Here is a 17,634-nt window from a genome sequence, read left to right on the forward strand (position 1 = left end):
CAGCTGGAATCATCCCGGTCGTAAGTTCAATATTGGACAAAATGTCATTTCCGTTTATCCCAGTCATGTTGTGCCTAACAGGGCGCTCAATCGGAGGGGATAAATGAGGCAAGTTTCTGTTCTCGTGGCTGGAGGTGGGCCGGTGGGCCTCACGCTTGCGCGTGATCTTGCAAGGCGCGGTATCGATGTGATGCTGGTCGAGCGTAACGCGACAACCACGCGCCATCCCAAGATGGACAACACGAATGTTCGCAGCATGGAAATGTTCAGTCTGGCCGGGCTGGAGGATCGCTTGCGCGCGGTCGCGGTGCCGGAGGACAGCCCTTTCGATGTCTCGTGGGTCACCAGCATGACCGGATACGAGGTCAAGCGATTCCCGATCCCATCACCGCAAACGGCTCGGGCCTTGTTTCGCGAGCGCAACGACGGCTCGCAGCCTTATTCTCCGGCGATGCGCGTCTCGCAGGCAGAGATCGAGCCGGTCTTGCGAACCGCGCTGGATCAGGAAGAACTGTCCGAGGTTCGCTTCAATCTTGGCATCGTTGATTGCGCCGAGGATGATGAGGGGGTCACCGCAACCTTGCGGCACAGCGAAACGGGCGAAACCGAGCAGGTGCGTTGCAAGTATCTGGCCGGATGCGATGGCGGCGGCAGCACCGTGCGCGAATCCCTTGGCATCAAGCTGGCCGGACAGTTCAACATCATGCCACGCTTCATGACGCACTTTCGCACAGACGATCACGAGGCGCGTGCCTTGTTGCAGCGCTGGGGACGAACGTGGCACTACCAGTCAAACCACGGCACGCTGATCGCGCAAAACGATATCGACACCTGGACGCTGCATTCGCGCTATCCCGCCAACGCGGTGGATGGGGCAGACCCCAAGGAGCTGGTGGCGCGCTTCGTGGGCAAGCCGATCGCGATGGAAGTACAGGTTGCCAATCCTTGGTCGCCTCACCTCGCAACGGCGGAACGGGCTGTATCGAAGCGATGCATCCTGGCCGGCGATGCTGCACATCAGTATATTCCCACTGGCGGGTACGGTATGAATACGGGCATTGCCGATGCCTACGGCGCGGCGTGGGTGATTGCCGCCATGCTGCAGGGCTTTGGCGGGCCCAAGCTGCTTGCCGGATACGAACGCGAACGCGTGCCGGTGTGGAATTACAATTGCAGCGCGGCGCGGCGGCACAACGATCTACGCGTGGAGGCGGCGAATATCTACGTCAGCAAGGAGGCCGCGCTTGAGGACGATGGCCCGGCGGGCGAGCAGGCGCGTGCGGCGATGACGGCGGAGCTGGAACGCATCGGGAATGCGGAAGCTGAAAGTCTGGGCATCGAAATGGGCTATCACTACCAGTTTACCTCGCCGCTGGTGTGCAAGGAGGCCGGCGCGATTGTTCCGTTCGATCCGGAGGCATACACTCCGCACACCGTGCCGGGCGGTCGCCTGCCGAGCGTCTATCTGGAAGACGGGCGGGCAGTCTACGCGCTGCTGGGACGGTGGTTCACGCTGCTGGCCTTCGGTAACGCGGATACCTCGGCAATGGAGCAAGTGGCAGCACGGCGGGGAATTCCCCTCGAGGTCTTGCGTATCAAAGATGATAACGCGCGCGCCGTCTATGCTGCCGATATGCTGTTGGTCCGTCCGGACCAGCATGTTGCCTGGCGAGGCTCGGCAATCGACGCTCAGTCGTCAGATAAAGTGCTGGCGATGGCGACCGGCTGGTAGCTTGGCTGTGCCGGGCGGTATAAGCACCGCCCGGCAAGGCTTCGCCTCTCATTCAGGGTTGGGAATAATGGTGAAGTTCGAAAAGCCACCGTGGCGGTTTTCGATCCCCGCCAGCACATCGTTAATCCGATCCAGGCTGTAGGACTCCTGCCGGAATATGCCCATGTCCAGCGTACCCGCGCTGATCATTTCGGCCATCTCCTGACCTTCGGGCGTGGTAAACCATGCCGAGCCGATCAATTGCTGGTTGTTGTCCATCAACGTGTGCACATCGACCGGCACCGGCGCCCCGATAGCGCCTGTGTTGACCAGCTTTCCCCCGCGCCGCAGCGCGCGCAACTCGTCGACCATCTGCAGGGGTTCTGCCCCCGGGCCAAGGCAGTTGATGGCCAGGTCCACGCCTAGGCCATCGGTCATGTCCATCGCCCAGGGTGTGATCGGGCCATCGAGCAGGGAATGGGTGAGAATGCGTTGTGGGGCGAGCTGGCGAACTTCCTCTAGCAGCTCCTTGTTGCGAGCAACGGCGAGAATTTTGGTAACCCCCAGTCCGAGCGCGCACAACAGAGTGCCGAGCCCCAAAGTTCCCGAAGCACCGGTGATCAGTGTGGTAACGTTCGGTCCTGCGCCCCCCTTTCTGAGGGCAGAGTAGCCGGTGCCGGTATAGCCCAGGCGCGAAGCTTGCTGGCATGTCACATTGTCTGGCAGGGTCACGATCGCGCTGGCGGGCGCATTCATGTATTCGCACAGGCCGCCCCACGGATATCGGTCGTATATCTCCTGGGCGCGAGGTGTGAACCCGAAGTATCCCTGGAAGACGTAAGAATCGCAGCTGATCGGATCTTGCGCGCGGCAGGCGGAGCAGGTGCCACAAGAGCGGCCCGGATTGACGTAGACACGCTGGCCGATTTCGAGGTTGGCGACATCCTTGCCCACTGCCGCGATCGTTCCCGCCGCATCAAGGCCAAAGGTCGCAGGGAGGTTGGGTAAGGGAAGGTGTGGGAACCAGGTGGTCCAGTTTTTCAGGACATTGCCAAGGTTCGGCACGACATTGCATGCATGGACTTTCACCACCACGTCGAGATCTCCGGGGCGAGGCGTTTCCACTTCCTCGATCACCATGTCGGAACCGACATCATACATTCGCGCGGCACGCATTCTTTCAGGCAACATCGTTACAATTCCCCTCATTGTTGTCGCGGCTGCTATTCAACCGCGATCCTCTGGTTTCATCCTTCACAAGCCGAGCAATCGTTCGTCGGGCGAGTGTGATTGCCTTGTCCGATTTCAACATCAGCGAAACACCGTCGCTGAGTTCCCGCATGCCGAATCGTTCAAGGTTGTGCTGCTGCGTGCGCAGCGCATGCTCGTCCTCCGCAAAGGCGTTGCGCGTGGCGATTTCCCAGGCATCGCGCACGGCTCCGCCTCTCAGATTGCGATAAACGGCTTGCGACCAGAAATAGTGGCAGCTCGTCCGCGTGGCCGGAGTAATGGCGTTGATACCCATGACGATCGTGCCGCTTTCCTCGCGGTCTGCCCGCTCGGGGGTCGCACCGTGCACCAGGATCATCGTGCCGGGTGCGTGCCAGTAGGTTTCCAGGAAACTGTCGTAGAGCGGAATGTCCTGATCGAGCATGTAGGCTGCGCGAAGCGGCGCCGACATCGGGTTCTTGAAGCGGAAGAAGTCGATCAGCTGGTTTTCGCCGACCGTCTTCGTAATCCTCTCGCTGCCAAGAATTGCAGAGTTGTCGAATGTCTTGGCGTGAATGAAAGCCACGTGGGTCAGATCCAGCAGGTTGTCGACCGCAAGCATGTAGTTGGCATCCACCTCGATCAGGTGCGGGCCGGCAACGCCCCACTTGTCGGATTCATCAAGGCAGGAAAAGTCGAGGCCTGACAGGTAACCGGGACCTGTCTCGAATGCGGGCAACGGGGTGTTTTGCGCAAGGGCCGGATCGCCCGGCCACAGCCAAATCAGTCCGTGACTCTCACGCACGGGATAGGCGGCCACTCGTGCATTAGGGGGGATCTCATCCTGCGATGGGATATGCGTACATCGCCCATCGGCGGCAAATGCCAGCCCGTGATAGCCGCACCGCAAGCCGTCCTGCGTCACTTCGCCTTTCGACAGCGGAAAAAGGCGGTGCGGGCAGCGATCAAGCAGGGCTCCCACTGTCCCGTCCTGCGCCCTGTAAAGCGCAAGCGGCAGCTCGCAAATCGTTCGCGAGAGGACGCCCCGGTCTTTGATCTCACGGCTTATGGCAGCGACGTACCACGCGTTCTTCGGAAACATCCCGTCCTCTCCACCTGCCACTGGGCCGCCTTATAATGGCGATCCTTCCAAGGTGACATTTTGATCAAAAATCGCAAACATCATAGTTTAAGATTGACAAGATGTGCAATACGAAAGAACTAGGCCCCATAAACAGGACCCTGGGAGGGAATTTGAAGATGGCCGGAAATGGCGAAAATCGCGCTGCGACACTGCAATCACTGATGAATGCCGCAGGGGGGGCAGTTGAGTTGCTGCGCTCTGCGCCCTTGGGTCGATACGTCTTTCCCAAGATTCCGCCGGAATTCACCAATTTCCGCGACGAGATGCGCGCCTGGAAGCAGGGCGTGGCCATGCTCGAGCAGTCCTATCACATGTGCGAACTACACTTGCGTGGCCCTCAGGTGATTGATCTGCTGTCAGAGCTTTCGGTGAACAAGCTCGCCACTTTCCCGACTATGCGGGCCAAACAGCTGGTCATGTGTGGCCACGATGGCCACTATCTGGCTGATGCGATCATCTTTCATGAAGAAGATGATTTCTACCGCATCGTTGGCGCGCCCTTCGCTTCCGACTGGGTGCAATACAATGCGGGCCTCGGCAAATATGATGTCGAAGCGGTGATCGACCTGCCGCTGTCCGTCCGCGATGGCGATCGCGATATCTATCGCCTGCAGGTGCAAGGCAAGCATGCGCTCGCGCTGATGGAGAAGCTGACCAACAACAACGTGCCGGAAATCAAGTTCTTCCACATCGGCGAGATGACCATCGCCGGGCGAAAGGTTCGCGCGCTGCGCCACGGGATGGCGGGCGAGCCCGGCTTCGAACTCTATGGTCCCTGGCAAGATCAGAACATCATTCGCGGCGCAATCATGGAGGCGGGCGCAGAATTCGGTATCCGCAAGGCGGGCGCCGATGCCTATTCAGTAACCGGGATCGAGTCCGGCTGGATGCCGATGCCATTGCCGGCCATCTACCACTCCGAGGAAATGCGCCCTTACCGCGAATGGCTGACGACCAACCACCTTGAAACAATCGGCTCACTGGGCGGGAGTTTCGTCTCCGCCGATATCAGGGACTACTATGTCGATCCGATCGAGGTGGGCTATGGCAATGTAGTGGATTGGAGCCGCGAGTTCATCGGCCGCGAAGGGCTGGAAGCCAAGCGCAATAATAAGAGGCGCGTTAAGCGCAGCCTGCTGTGGAACGAGGACGACGTGATGGACATCATTCGCTCCTCCATGTTTGCGCCCGAAGGCGAGGGCGGCAAGTATATGAATATTCCTTCGCCCATGCACGCCACATTCGAGGCGGATTGTGTGATGTCCGGTGGCAAGTTGGTGGGCCTTTCCAACTGGTCCGGTTATTCGCCCAATGCTGGCGGCTTCTTGTCCTTGGCGCTCGTCGACATCGACAGCGCCGAGCCAGGTTCCGAGGTTACCCTGCTCTGGGGTGAGCCCGATTCATTGCGGCCATCGATAGAAAATCACAAACTGCGCGAGATCCGTGCAACGGTCGCGCCCGCGCCTTATTTCGAGAAGGTGATCAAGTCGGGCCAGCAATAGCCGGAAATTTGCATGTTTACCGCTTCTGGGATTATCGAGGCCAGAAGCAGTGGACGAGGTCGAGTGGGTCGGAAAATCAGTCTTGAAAAGCGAGCGGAAATCGGTCGCCAGAAGCGTGCCCGCACACGCGAGAAGATACTCGAGGCTGCCTTCCTGTTGCTTGGCAGGAAGGACGGCCGCTCGACCCGGATCGAAGAGATATGCAAAGAGGCAAAGGTCGCACGCGGCACCTTTTACAACTACTTCTCCAGCGTCGAAGAATTGCTGAGCGCGCTGACGTTTGACATCAGCCACGATTTCAATCTCGCTGTGCGCGCAGTAATTCGTACGGTGCCAGCTGGCGCGCTGCGCAGTTCCTTCGCGTTGCGGTACTACATGCATCGAACACGAGAAGATCCGGCATGGGGCTGGGCCATGGTGAACCTGAGCGCCGGCGGCCCAATCTTCGGAGAGGAGACGGCGCGCTACGGAATCGAGGCGGTGATCGAAGGGATGGTCACTGAGCAGTTTCATGCAGGCTCGGCGCAGTTGGCGTATGATCTTATGCATGGCGCCACCCTGGCAGGGATGATCACCCTGCTTAGGTCAGAACAATCTGATGATTATCCGGAGCAGATGGTCGCGCTGATCATGCGCGGGCTTGGTGTCAGCGAATCTCTCGTTGAAAGGTGCATCCGCACGGAATTGCCCGAGCCGGAGAGTTTTATGCGGCAATTCGGCAAATCGCCTGCAGAGGGTGTCGGAGATATGGCTGGGCTCACTTTGCTGGGCGAAGGGCTGCTCACGCGCTTCGGAGAAGACAGCGCCGGCTGAAGGCAGGCCCGTCTCCCGCATTTCAATTCATTCTCGGCCGTTTTTCGCATCCCGTTGAGCGCGGGAGCGACGAAGTCCGCATGCCTGCGTCGATCTGGCAAAAGTGCCATCTCACGCCTCCAAAGTCTTTTCGAATTGACGAACAATCCAATCTAAAGTATTTCAGATACTGCTTGGTATCACGCTTCTCAATGAGATGTGAGCTGCGGAGTGGAGGATTCGAGAGCGCGCAAAAAAAAGACGCGCCTGAAAGGGAGAGTTAACTGGTGAAAAAGGCATTATTGCTTGTCGGCGCTTGTGGCGCGGCACTTTCGATTTCGACGCAGGCCAATGCACAGGACGCTTCAGGGCCAGAGGCTGACAACGCGCGTGACAAAAGCGTCATCGTGGTCTCTGCCCAGCGGCGTGAGCAGGATGCGCAGGAAGTTCCAATCGCGCTGACCGTGTTTGGCGGCGATGCGCTGGAAGAACGTGCCATCGCGGACGTTTCCCAGCTCGGCAACGTCACCCCGAACGTTACGCTGGACGCAGGCACGCCTTTCGCTGGCTCGGGCGCCGCGCTGGGGGCCTCGATCCGCGGGATCGGCCAGAATGATTTTGCTGTAAATGTTGACCCCGGCGTCGGTGTCTATGTCGATGGCATCTTCCTGGCGCGTTCCGTTGGCGCGAACGTGACGCTGCCTGATGTGGAGCGTGTCGAAATCCTGAAAGGTCCGCAAGGCACGCTGTTCGGGCGCAACACCATTGGCGGCGCCATCAATGTGGTGACCCGCACGCCGGGCCATGAATTTGCGATGTCCGGATCAGTGACCGTGGGCAGCTATGAACGCCTCGACATTGCCGCCACGATCGACATTCCACTAGCCGAAACCCTGCGGACAAATGTCACTGTGGCATCGAACAACCGCCGCGGCTTCCAGAAGCGTGTGCCCTTTGTCACCAATGAGCGTTTCGTCGAGGAATCCCCGCGCATCTTCCGCGAATCAGGTTATGACACCAATGAATACGCCGGCGGTATCAATGACTGGACCATTCGCGGCAAGGCGATCTGGGAGCCTACTGACAGGTTCACTGCCACGATCAGCGGCGATTACTACAAATCCGATACTTCCGGCTTGCCCAACGTAATCCTGGATGTACTGGAAGATTTCGGCGGCAATTTTGCCGGCCCCGGTGCTCCGGCCATTCCGGGAACGGCTCTGACGCCTGGCGCAGGCCTCAACTTCGCAGGCGTTTACAACTTTTGCATCGGAGCAACACAGGCCGAAATCCTCGCGCGCAATGCACAGAGCTTCTGCAACAACCCTCGTGGAAACGAATTGCTTCCCAACGAGCAGATTTCGCCGCTCGGCAGCGTCAATGTCGATGGCGACCCGAATAATGACATGCTCGTGTGGAATGATCGCTTCATCAGTAGCGACTGGGACGAATCGTTCGCAACCGGGATCAACTTTTCTAAGACCGAAACCTGGGGCTTGTCAGCCAATCTGGCCTATGATCTTTCTGACCAGATAACCTTGCGCTCAATCACCGGCTATCGCGAGTTGTCGTGGCGTTCGGGTTTCGATGCTGACAATTCTCCGGGAAGCTTCTTTACGGTTTCCAACATGGCCGACCAGTCACAGTTCAGCCAGGAGCTGCAACTGCTGGGCAACTTCGACATTGGCACGTCACAACTCGACCTGGTCCTCGGTGCCTATTATTTTGAAGAAGAAGCCAATGCGCTTGACCACGTCGCTATCGGTGCTGGTATCTGGACTGCAGAAGGGCCGATCGATCTGGAGACCGAAAGTGTCGCTTTCTTCGGTCAGGCTGACTGGCGCGTGACCGAATGGCTCGGTTTCACCGTAGGCGCGCGATATACTGAAGAAGACAAGCAGATCGACATCGCGCAGACGGACTTGTCTTCGTTCAACTACGACCTACTGAATTGCCCGGTTAATGGCACCGGATTTATCCCCGGCGTGGGCACCGTGCCGTGTTCCGTCTTTGCGCGCTTCCCGCACCCGGATGAACCCCTCCGCCTGTACACGCGTGATACGCCTCCGCGCAACTTCTCCAACTTCTCGATGAAGCTGGGTGTGCAGTTGCACCCGACCGATGATGTCATGGTTTATGGCAGCTACACCGAAGGTTACAAGTCGGGCGGCTGGAGTACCCGCGCCAGCGTTCCGATTGCTGCTCCCATCGTCTTCCAGGAAGAGACCGCCGCAACTTTCGAGGCGGGCGTGAAGTCGACCTTGTTCGACGGGCGCCTCCAAGCCAATCTCGCGGCATTCAGCACGTCATATGACGATGTGCAACTGCTGATCCAGGTCGGGCCCAATCCGCAAATTGGCAACTTCGGTACGGCCACGATTCGCGGCATTGAAGCTGATTTCCTGATCGACTTGGGAGACTATGTGAGCATCACGGCATCTGCGGGCCTGATGGACAGCGAGTTGGACGAGCTGACCAACACCAGTGCGCCGAATTACCTCCAGCTTGGTCTGGTCGATGGTGCCGAACTGCTGAAAGTGCCGGACGTCACCTTCAACATCTCTCCGCGAATAGATGTTCCGGTGGGCGATCACGCGATCGTGTTGCTTGCTGATTATACCTACACCTCGAAGATGTGGAATGACTCGCAGCGCTCGTTCCTGCTGCGTCGGCCCGAAACCAATGTGATCAATGCAAGCGTCACCTTCGAACATGACGATGGCTGGTCAATCGCTGGCGGTGTGACGAACCTTACCGAAGAGCGGTTCATCGTGAATGGCCTGACCAGCAGCGCAGGGCAGGTCTACGGTTCGCCCAACCGCCCGCGCGAATTCTACGCCAGGCTGGGCTTCGAGTTCTAACACCTTTTAACCGCAGCCTCTCCCTAGGCTGTTCGGGAAGGCGGGCGCCTGCCGCCTGCCTTCCCGGCTCGCGCACGTCATAAGGAAATAGGCATGATAACCCTCCAGCACATGATCGATGAAGCAGGCAGTGCAGCCCGTCTGCTGCAGAATGCGCAGACAGGTGCCTTCGAATTCCCGGTCCAGTCCATGTGGTCCAACCTCATTGACGAGAGCGAGGCCTGGCGCAAGTCGGCCATCCTCTTCGACCAGTCATTCCATATGACCGAGCTGCGCATCACAGGGCCGGATACGCGGCGGTTGTTGTCCGATTTTTCAGTCAATAATTTCAGCAAGTTTGGCGCAAACAAGGCCAAGCAGATCGTCTGCTGCAACAAGGACGGCTATCTCATCAGCGATGCGATCATCTTCGGTTATGCCGAAGATGACGTACTGGTGGTCGGTCGTCCAGTGGTGCCCAATTGGCTGCAATTCAACGCCGAAACGGGTGACTACGATGTCGAGGTCCACATCGACCACCTTCGGGCTTACGATCCCAACAACTTGCGCCCGCATTACCGGTTCGAGGTACAAGGGCCCAACGCCATGGATATCCTCAACGAGGTGAACGAGGGCGGCGAGTTGTCGACCCGATTCTTCTCGATGGGGGACATGGTCATTGCGGGCTGCAAGGTCAAAACCCTGTGCCACGCGATGGGCGGTGTCGCCGGGCTGGAAATGTGGGGTCCGTTTGAAGACAAGGCCAAAGTCGAGGCGAGACTTCTCGAGGTTGGCGAGAAGCACGGCATGCTGCGCGGCGGTAGCCGATCCTACAGCGCGACGGCAGGCGAATCCGGCTGGTTCGCCGCACCGCTTCCGGCGATCTATGAAGGCGAGGACATGCGGCCTTATCGCGAGTGGCTCACGGCGGCGCACTTTGAAGGTTTTTCCTCCGTGGGCGGCAGTTTCATGCCCGAGGAAGTCAGCGACTATTATCTGACGCCGTTCGACCTCGAATATGACCGCGTGATCCATTGGGACCATGACTTCCTCGGTCGTGACGCGTTGTTGGCAATGAAGGACAAGAAGCATCGCAAGAAGGTGATCCTCGTATGGAACGGCGATGACGTGACCGAGGTCTATCGTGGCCTGTTCCAGCCCGGCCAGATGCCGATGTGGATGGACATGCCCTCTGCCGACTATGCCATCCATCCCTATGATCGCATCGAGAAGGACGGCAAGTTGGTGGGGATTTCGGGCTACCCTCTCTACAGCGCCAACGAGCGCGCCTATCTGTCGGTCTCGATGGTGGATCCCGAATTTGCCGAGCCGGGCACCCAACTGGAACTGGTCTGGGGCGAACCGAATGGTGGAACGGCCAAACCCTCGGTGCACGAACATCGGCAGGTGACAATTCGCTGCGAAGCCCAGTCGTGGCCGATCCACGAGGCCGCGCGGCGCACCTACCGGTCGCAATCCTGAAACTTCGCAGGGGCCTGCGTGTCCTAGTTGTGTGGGGCCCCCAACAAAGCTGGTACGGCTCCATCGGAATGGGGGTGACCGGTTCGTCTTCGAACAAGGTGAACGTAAGGCAAAGGATTTCGGCCCGCGCCAACTTCAGCCTATCGGTCCCTGAAATTCGAACCCGATTTCACCAGCCATTCCTTGGTGCAGGATAATAGGTGCGGGTCTTAGATCAGCGGTAAGAGCCGCCGGGCCGGGGCCGGTGACCTGCAGTTTGTAGGTGCGCCGAAAGGAGATCTTGGCATTGTAGTTGCGGCGCTCAGGGTATTAGGCGGTCGAGTCCCCCCTTCGCATTACGCCTCGCCCCACACAGTCTCGGCCGTTTCAACGATCAAACGCAGCTTTGCAAATTGGTCGTCCTCGGTCAGCAGATTGCCTTGTGATGTCGATGCAAAGCCGCACTGGGGGGACAAACAAAGCTGATCGAGGTCTATGAAACGCGCTGCTTCGTCTATCCGGCGCGCTAGCGCCTGCGGTTCTTCGAGTTCTGCCTTCTTGCTGGTTAGCAGACCCAGCACGATGTGCTTGTCCTTCGGCACGTAGCGCAGAGGCTCGAACGAACCGGAACGGGCATCGTCGAATTCGAGGAAGAGTCCATCGACCTGCAACTCGGAAAACGTCGCTTCGGCTATTGGATCGTAGCCGCCAGATGCGGTCCAGGCTGACCGATGATTGCCGCGGCACGTGTGCACGCAAACGGTGAGCTTTTCCGATCGCTCCGCAATGCAGCGGTTCAGGAGATCGACGTAGCGCAGCGCGAGCTTTTCCGGCGCCGATGACACACGGCGCATCTTTTCGACGTAGGAAGAGTCCGCGAGCATCGCCAACATCGTGTCGTCGATTTGCAGATAGGTACAACCGATCTCTTCCAGCTTCCGGATTTGCGCGCGGTAAACAGTGATCAAATCATCGAAGAACTGATCCTCATCGTCATAGAACTCCGTGTCTCCCAAGCCGTGCAGGATACTCGGTGCCGGGATGGAGAGCTTCGGCGTAACAGTCGTGACCCCCTGCAGAAACGTGAAAGCATCGCCGAAAATGGTCTGGCTGAGCGAAAGATTCCCGGTGATGCGGGGGAAGGTGATCTCGTTCCGTACGGGTCCGGTCTCGTTCTCGAATGAGCGCACCTGTGTTCCGGCATTTTCAACTCCGTCAATTTCACAGAGGAAGTCCATATGCCAGCTTGTCCGCCGCATTTCCCCGTCTGTGACGACTTTGAGGCCGATCTCCTCTTGGCGTTTGACCGAACGAGCGATTTCCGAGTCTTCAAGGGCGCGAAGCTGTTTCAGCGTGATCGCTCCGCTCGCCGCCTGCTCGCGGGCCTTGAGCAATTCTTTCGAGCGCAGCAGGCTTCCAACATGCTCCGCGCGGAACGGCGGGCGATGGCGTGGCCTTGTCTCTGACGTGGACGAAGTGTTCATGGTTTTTACCTTTTGCTCCCGCGCTTTCGGCTAGGGTTGAAGCACGTAGCTGGTGAAGCCGCCGCTGCCTGACGCTGCGCCGCCAATTGCCTCGTTTACCGCGTCCAGGGGGAACGCCTTGGTTTCCAGAACCGACAGGTCGATCACACCCGTTTCCACCATGGCGGCCATTTCCATGCCCTCGGCCGTGGTCAGCCAGGCCGATCCGATCAACGTCATCGAATTGTCCATCCACCACTTGGTGTTGAACAGCATGTCGCTTCCGGTACCGCCGATATTGACGATGGTTCCGCCGCGCCGGACTCCCATCATGGCATCCTTCATCAGAGCTGTGTCAGCCTTGGCGCCCAGGCAATCCAGCATGAAATTGGCGCCTGTGCCGGTCAGCGAGCGCACCCATTCAGCCGTGCTGCCATCTTCGGTGGAAAAGGTTTCGATCCGCGACGGAGCAAGCGCCTTGATCCGTTCGAGCAACGGCCGACCGCGCGCCACGGCAAAGATTCTTGCAACGCCCATTGCGAGCGCAAACATCGTTGCGCCAACGCCAAGGGTGCCACTTGCCCCGTTAATAATCAGGGTCTTGCCGGAAAGGCCGCCGAACTTCTTGAGTGCAGAATAGGAAGTACCGAGGTAGCCCAGCCTGGCAGCCTGCGTGAAGGTCATGTTGTCAGGAATCTTGACGATGGCGCTCTGCGGTGCGCGCATGAACTCAGCAAAACCGCCATCGGGATATCGCTTGTAGATCTCGGCGCTTTGCGGACCAAATCCGAAATAGCCGTTGAAGGTGAAATGGTCGCACTTCATCGGTGCACCGGAGGCGCATTCGTGGCAGGCTCCACAAGAGCGAAGTGGGTTGACGTAGACCCGGTCTCCGGGTTTGATCGCAACAACCTGATCGCCCACTTCGGTGACAATACCAGCAGGATCGAGACCGAAGGTTGCCGGCTTTGGCGGCAGCGGCTGGTGCGGATACCAGCTTTCCCAATTGTTCAATACATTGGCGAGATTGGGCACCAGTCCGCACGCCTTGACCTGGATCACCACGTCGCTGCCGCTGGCAACCGGCTTTTCAACCTCATCAATCACCATCGGTGTGTTGATCGCGTGCAAACGTGCGGAACGCATCTTCGTCATATCGGAATTCTCCCAATCCTTCTCGGAATACTGTATAGTATCTGAAAGCGTGATTCTTCAAGCCAAACTAGGCACTTTGCGCGCAAATGTTTGTTTCGTTGGAAAATCTCTGATACTGAATAGTTTCTGAAATTTGGGGAGAGATCGGGATGAAAGTCAGGCGTATCGTTACCGGCAAGGATGCGAGCGGCAGGTCGCTGGTGATCAGCGACGGGCCATCGCCGCGCGAAATGATTCTTGAGCACACGCCGGGGTTTGTCTCGGCGCCACTTTGGCGCCTTGAGGGCACGCCGGACCTTACCTTGGGAGCAGAGCACGATGCCATGGCGGCCGGCGGGTCGATGGTGACTGGCGCAGGTGGATCGTCTTTCTGGGTGATTACCTTTCCGCCTGACAGTTCGATGGCGGACTGGGATCCGGTGGTCGCCGGGCCTGAAATGGGCGAGGCGTCCCCCGGCATCGCAGAGCGGATGGAGCCGGACAACCCGGGCATGCATCAGACGCCAACGGTGGATTACGTCACAGTGGTGAGCGGGACGGTTTCGCTTGAACTTGATGACGGGCAAATCGTGGATTTGAGCGCAGGCGATACGGTGGTTCAGCAAGGTGCACGGCATGCCTGGCGCAATCGCACTGACCAGCCAGCCACCATTTCGGTGGTGCTGTTGGGGGCGGTCACTTGAGTGGCGCGCCAAGTGTCGGACTGAAAATCGGCCTTGAAGCGCCGGAGATGGCGGCCGGGTGCTAAAACATGCACCGGCCGTTTCGCGGCTAGGCCCTTGGCCGTGTCCTGATCATCACGGTATCGATCAGCGACAAAATCACCGTTCCATCAGCGCGCATCAGTTCGCCAAGGTGCTTTGCAATGCCTCTGTCCGGGCGCGAGGTGGATAGTCGCTTCTCAAGCCAAGTCAGACGCAGGCGCACGACGTCGCCTGGCTTGCCGGGTTCCTTGAAGCGCACCTCGTCGAAGCCGAAGCTGGCAATCACCGCCATATCCACACCAAGTTCGTAAAGCAGGCGGTTCTTCGTTGCGAGCAGGAACGAGCCCGACGCGGTGATATCGCCCAGTCCTGCCTTGCGGGCAGTCTCCTCGTCGAGATGGATCGGAAGCGGATCCCATCGCCGGGCGAAGTCGCGCATCGCCTCGCGGTCCAGCACAGTTTCCGACGATAGCAACTGCGCATCAGGCTCGATATCATCGAAGTAGAACTTATCGTTTGGTTCGCTCAAGACCATTCTCAATCTGGATACTCTACCCGCCGTATCGGTCTGTCGACCACTGCGCCCGATTGACCGTAACACCATATCCTGTTTCTGTCGGTCGGCTAAGCGCAGAACGGCGATGCCGGGTCCGGCGTCAGTCGCGCGCGCGCAACCGGGTCATGCGGGCAAGCGTATCGTCCTTGAGAACGAAGTGATGGAACAGGGCCATAGTCGCATGGCCGACGATCAGCGCGGCAAACACCCAGGCCAGAGGCGAATGGACGCTGCCTATTGAGGCCGCCCAGTCGATTTCGCCGCCAGCAGGATAAAGCTCGATCCCGAAGGCTTCGATCGGATAGCCAGCGCCTACCATCCTGAGAATGCCGGTGAGCGGCAGGACGACAAGAGCGGCGAAGATGAGGCGATGACCAGCTTTCACATATAGGGCGTTGGAAGCATCATAGGGCGGACGCTCCTTGCGGAAGGCAAAGGCGTGGAGAATCCAGAAAACGGCAAGCACCAGCATCAAGGTGCCGATCGATATGTGCCAGGAAACAAGCGTCTGGCCGACCCAATGCTCACCATCATCAATCCGGTCGCCGAACTTGAGCATCTGCCAACCTACGAGCAGCGCCGCCAGCCAGTGTAGAGACTTGGCAACGGGCCCGAACCCTTCGATCGATTGACCGGCCATCCGATATCTCCTTCATTCAAACAGTACGGAACGTCGGAGGAATCTCTCGCGACAAGCGGCAATTTGCAATTGGCTTGCGCTTCACCTTACGTTTGCACGTTCTCTTCTACGATGCCGTTCAAGCGCTTGATTTCGGCAAATTGCTCTCGCATGCGCCGCATCGGACCATTGATAACGTATTGGTAGAACGGCAGACTTTCAGGGTCGATGCCGCTCTTCTGCCGGTATCTCTCGATAATCGCATCGGATTCGATCATGTATTCGCCGGGGGCGAATTGCAGCGTTGGGAAGCTGACCTTTTCGGTTTTGCCTTCCAGCTCCTTCCGAATGACCTCGTCTTCTGGATCGTCCGGCCAGAATGCCCGAATTTCCATGTCTGCGAACTCGCCGATAGAGGCGAGATAGGTGGCCACCTTGAGGCAGAAGGGACACGAGCTTTTCAGATAGAGGATCGGCGCAAATTCAGCCATTTCCAGCTCCCGAGAGAGTTAAAACCTGCAGCACAGCAAGCCTTGGATTGCAATTTAAGATACCCATTGGTATTTCATCTGGCATACGAACGCAACAATTGCGGAGAGGATCGAATGAGCAAAACAACTTTCAGATTGGTCGGCGCAGCGCAGGGTTTCAACTGGCTGCCTGTATTCGTAGCTTTGGAGAAGGGCTATTTCGACCAGGCCGGGCTTGCCGTCGAACTGCAGAAGCTGGGGGGTGTCAGCAAGGCGACCCAGGCTTTGCTCGACGAGGAAGCGGAACTGGCAATCACGCCCCCGGAAGGCGCGATCGCGGACTTTGTGAATGGCGGCGACCTGCGGATTGTGGCTTCCAATTCCAACCGCCTGCCGATGTCGCTTGTCGCTCGGCCCGGGATCGAATCGATGGAGCAGATGAAGGGCAGCAAGATTGGCACCTCATCGCTTACCGAAGGCACCGCGATCTACACCCAGATCATGCTGGCCGAACATGGGTTGCACTATCCCGGAGATTATGACTTCGAACTCGCGGGCATCCACATCACCCGTTGGGAAGCCTTGCAGAAGGGCGAGATCGACGCCGCCCCCCAGCCTGCACCGTGGAATTTCATGGCCCAGAATGCAGGATACAATCTGATCGGCGAAATTCCCGACTACATTCCCGAAGTGGTGTTTGCCGGCATCATCGGCAACAAGAGCTGGCTGGATGCAAACCCGCAGGTGATCGAGCCTTTCCTTTCTGCGCTCGACAAGGGTTATGCCTATGCCAATGATCCTGCGAACGAAGCGGAATGTGCAAAGATTTTCCAGTCGATCACTACGAAGGATGATGCCCAGCTTGCCCATCGCGGCTACGTCTACATGCGCGATCTGGGCATGTGGCCAGCGCATATGGAAGTGACGGCAACGGCGCTGGCGACATCGATCGACCTGATGATTCGTGCCGGGTTGCTGGAAGAAGACAAGCGCGAGATGGCAAAGGGGGTGTTTGAACCCTCCTATCTGAAACGGGCGCTCGCCTGATGGCGGCGCTCGACTGGCAGGATCTCCTGCGCATCATGTGCGGGGCCTGGCTGCTTCCGCACGCAATCCTCAAGATAAAGAACGCCTCGCTGGCGCAGCAGACTTTCGCAGGTATCGGCCTCAAACCGGGGCCAGTTTTCCTGTGGCTTACAATCGCACTCGAATTCCTTGCTGCGGCCGGTCTGATTTTTGATATCTTTCCGCGGATCGCAGCCGGGCTGGCCGTGTTCGTGCTTGCGGGCGCCAGCTATGCCGTGCTGAAAATGCACGGCTTCGCCTGGCGTTGGAACAAGAGTGGGCCTGAATATATGGTGTTCTGGTCGTTGGCCACTGTCATTGCCGTAATTTGAGGACGTCCGTTTTGCCCACGATGAGCCGCGAGGAAAGCCAGGCACGCACCCGCCAGTTGCTGCTGGAGAAGGGCCCGGAAGTGTTCGCCAAGGAAGGCTACGAGAGCGCTTCTATCGACAAGATCGCGCATACCGCTGGTTTCACCAAGGGCGCTTTCTATTCGAACTTCGATAGCAAAGAGGAATATTTCCTCGAAATGCTGGAGTTGCATGCCGGGCAGGACGTGCCTGAAATTGCTGCCATGCTTGAAGGCGTGACCGACCCCGACGAGATTATCGAAAAGATAGCGGAATGGTCGATTAGCCGGGCAAGCAACCCGGTGTGGGGTGTGCTTGCTCTTGAAGTTCTGCGCAGGGCGAAGCGCGACGCAACCTATGGAAGCCATCATTCCGAGCTGTTTCGCGAACAATGGCGCGGCGTAGGCAGGCTCTTGCTGCCAATCGTTCCTGGCTGGAATGATCCAGATCCTGAGGTGCTGGGCGCGATTGTGCTTGAGCTTACCTACGGCGCGTCCTCGGGGATCGGCAGCGGCACTGGGCCCAGCGTGGGAGACCTTGTGCGCACCACGCTCAAGGCGTTCCGGCGCGCCTATTCGCGTTAGGCGTCCTGT

General features: G+C 58.5%; 16 protein-coding genes. 9 read left to right on the forward strand and 7 right to left on the reverse strand.

The genetic code is table 11. The annotated features are described in order from the left end of the window. Positions 1-103 precede the first annotated feature (103 nt). Positions 104-1,732 (forward strand): FAD-dependent monooxygenase, encoded by a 1,629-nt coding sequence (locus tag ABDJ38_RS13765; protein ID WP_346785705.1) that lies wholly within the window; start codon positions 104-106, stop codon positions 1,730-1,732. A 48-nt stretch (positions 1,733-1,780) separates the two neighbouring features. Here ABDJ38_RS13765 and ABDJ38_RS13770 read toward each other — a convergent pair whose 3' ends face one another. Both ABDJ38_RS13770 and ABDJ38_RS13775 read right to left on the reverse strand, forming a co-directional pair. Next, positions 1,781-2,887, reverse strand: coding sequence for an alcohol dehydrogenase catalytic domain-containing protein (locus ABDJ38_RS13770; RefSeq protein WP_346785706.1), 1,107 nt, complete (start codon positions 2,885-2,887; stop codon positions 1,781-1,783). 4 nt (positions 2,888-2,891) lie between these two features. Further along, on the reverse strand, positions 2,892-4,022 hold the full coding sequence (locus tag ABDJ38_RS13775) for a Rieske 2Fe-2S domain-containing protein (RefSeq protein WP_346785707.1): 1,131 nt from the start codon (positions 4,020-4,022) through the stop codon (positions 2,892-2,894). A 158-nt stretch (positions 4,023-4,180) separates the two neighbouring features. On the opposite strand from ABDJ38_RS13775, the gene ABDJ38_RS13780 reads away from it, so the two are divergent. The 4 genes from ABDJ38_RS13780 to ABDJ38_RS13795 all read left to right on the forward strand — a co-directional run bounded on the left by ABDJ38_RS13780 (position 4,181) and on the right by ABDJ38_RS13795 (position 10,680). After that, on the forward strand, positions 4,181-5,566 hold the full coding sequence (locus ABDJ38_RS13780) for an aminomethyl transferase family protein (RefSeq protein ID WP_346785708.1): 1,386 nt from the start codon (positions 4,181-4,183) through the stop codon (positions 5,564-5,566). Positions 5,567-5,578: 12 nt separating this feature from the next. Further along, a complete protein-coding gene (locus ABDJ38_RS13785; RefSeq protein ID WP_346785709.1) occupies positions 5,579-6,379 on the forward strand; it encodes a TetR/AcrR family transcriptional regulator in 801 nt (266 codons plus the stop codon). Positions 6,380-6,645: 266 nt separating this feature from the next. After that, positions 6,646-9,219, forward strand: coding sequence for a TonB-dependent receptor (locus ABDJ38_RS13790; protein WP_346785710.1), 2,574 nt, complete (start codon positions 6,646-6,648; stop codon positions 9,217-9,219). Positions 9,220-9,312: 93 nt separating this feature from the next. Further along, entirely contained in the window at positions 9,313-10,680 is a 1,368-nt protein-coding gene (locus ABDJ38_RS13795; protein WP_346785711.1) for an aminomethyl transferase family protein, read from the forward strand. Positions 10,681-11,015: 335 nt separating this feature from the next. Here ABDJ38_RS13795 and ABDJ38_RS13800 read toward each other — a convergent pair whose 3' ends face one another. After that, positions 11,016-12,143: a 5-methyltetrahydropteroyltriglutamate--homocysteine S-methyltransferase gene (locus ABDJ38_RS13800; RefSeq protein ID WP_346785712.1), complete on the reverse strand. Its 1,128-nt coding sequence runs from the start codon at positions 12,141-12,143 to the stop codon at positions 11,016-11,018. A gap of 30 nt (positions 12,144-12,173) precedes the next feature. Next, entirely contained in the window at positions 12,174-13,277 is a 1,104-nt protein-coding gene (locus ABDJ38_RS13805) for an alcohol dehydrogenase catalytic domain-containing protein (protein WP_346785713.1), read from the reverse strand. Between the two features lie 149 nt (positions 13,278-13,426). On the opposite strand from ABDJ38_RS13805, the gene ABDJ38_RS13810 reads away from it, so the two are divergent. Beyond that, positions 13,427-13,960 (forward strand): cupin domain-containing protein, encoded by a 534-nt coding sequence (locus ABDJ38_RS13810; protein ID WP_137680846.1) that lies wholly within the window; start codon positions 13,427-13,429, stop codon positions 13,958-13,960. A gap of 88 nt (positions 13,961-14,048) precedes the next feature. Here the strand turns inward: ABDJ38_RS13810 and ABDJ38_RS13815 are convergent, their stop codons facing one another. The 3 genes from ABDJ38_RS13815 to ABDJ38_RS13825 form a co-directional block, all read right to left on the reverse strand. After that, positions 14,049-14,510, reverse strand: coding sequence for a MaoC/PaaZ C-terminal domain-containing protein (locus tag ABDJ38_RS13815; RefSeq protein WP_346785714.1), 462 nt, complete (start codon positions 14,508-14,510; stop codon positions 14,049-14,051). Positions 14,511-14,637: 127 nt separating this feature from the next. After that, positions 14,638-15,177: a cytochrome b gene (locus ABDJ38_RS13820; protein WP_346785715.1), complete on the reverse strand. Its 540-nt coding sequence runs from the start codon at positions 15,175-15,177 to the stop codon at positions 14,638-14,640. Between the two features lie 86 nt (positions 15,178-15,263). After that, complete coding sequence (locus tag ABDJ38_RS13825) at positions 15,264-15,647, reverse strand: glutathione S-transferase N-terminal domain-containing protein (protein ID WP_346785716.1); 384 nt, start codon at positions 15,645-15,647, stop codon at positions 15,264-15,266. A 114-nt stretch (positions 15,648-15,761) separates the two neighbouring features. On the opposite strand from ABDJ38_RS13825, the gene ABDJ38_RS13830 reads away from it, so the two are divergent. The 3 genes from ABDJ38_RS13830 to ABDJ38_RS13840 are packed head-to-tail and all read left to right on the forward strand — an operon-like array spanning position 15,762 to position 17,625. Next, on the forward strand, positions 15,762-16,673 hold the full coding sequence (locus ABDJ38_RS13830; RefSeq protein WP_346785717.1) for an ABC transporter substrate-binding protein: 912 nt from the start codon (positions 15,762-15,764) through the stop codon (positions 16,671-16,673). After that, positions 16,673-17,023: a DoxX family protein gene (locus ABDJ38_RS13835; protein ID WP_137680849.1), complete on the forward strand. Its 351-nt coding sequence runs from the start codon at positions 16,673-16,675 to the stop codon at positions 17,021-17,023. The genes ABDJ38_RS13830 and ABDJ38_RS13835 overlap by 1 nt, the downstream gene beginning before the upstream one ends. Before the next feature lie 20 nt (positions 17,024-17,043). Beyond that, positions 17,044-17,625, forward strand: coding sequence for a TetR/AcrR family transcriptional regulator (locus ABDJ38_RS13840; RefSeq protein ID WP_346785945.1), 582 nt, complete (start codon positions 17,044-17,046; stop codon positions 17,623-17,625). The last annotated feature ends 9 nt before the right edge of the window (positions 17,626-17,634 follow it).

It is taken from the genome of Aurantiacibacter flavus (assembly GCF_039710615.1).
Classification (GTDB): domain Bacteria; phylum Pseudomonadota; class Alphaproteobacteria; order Sphingomonadales; family Sphingomonadaceae; genus Alteraurantiacibacter; species Alteraurantiacibacter flavus.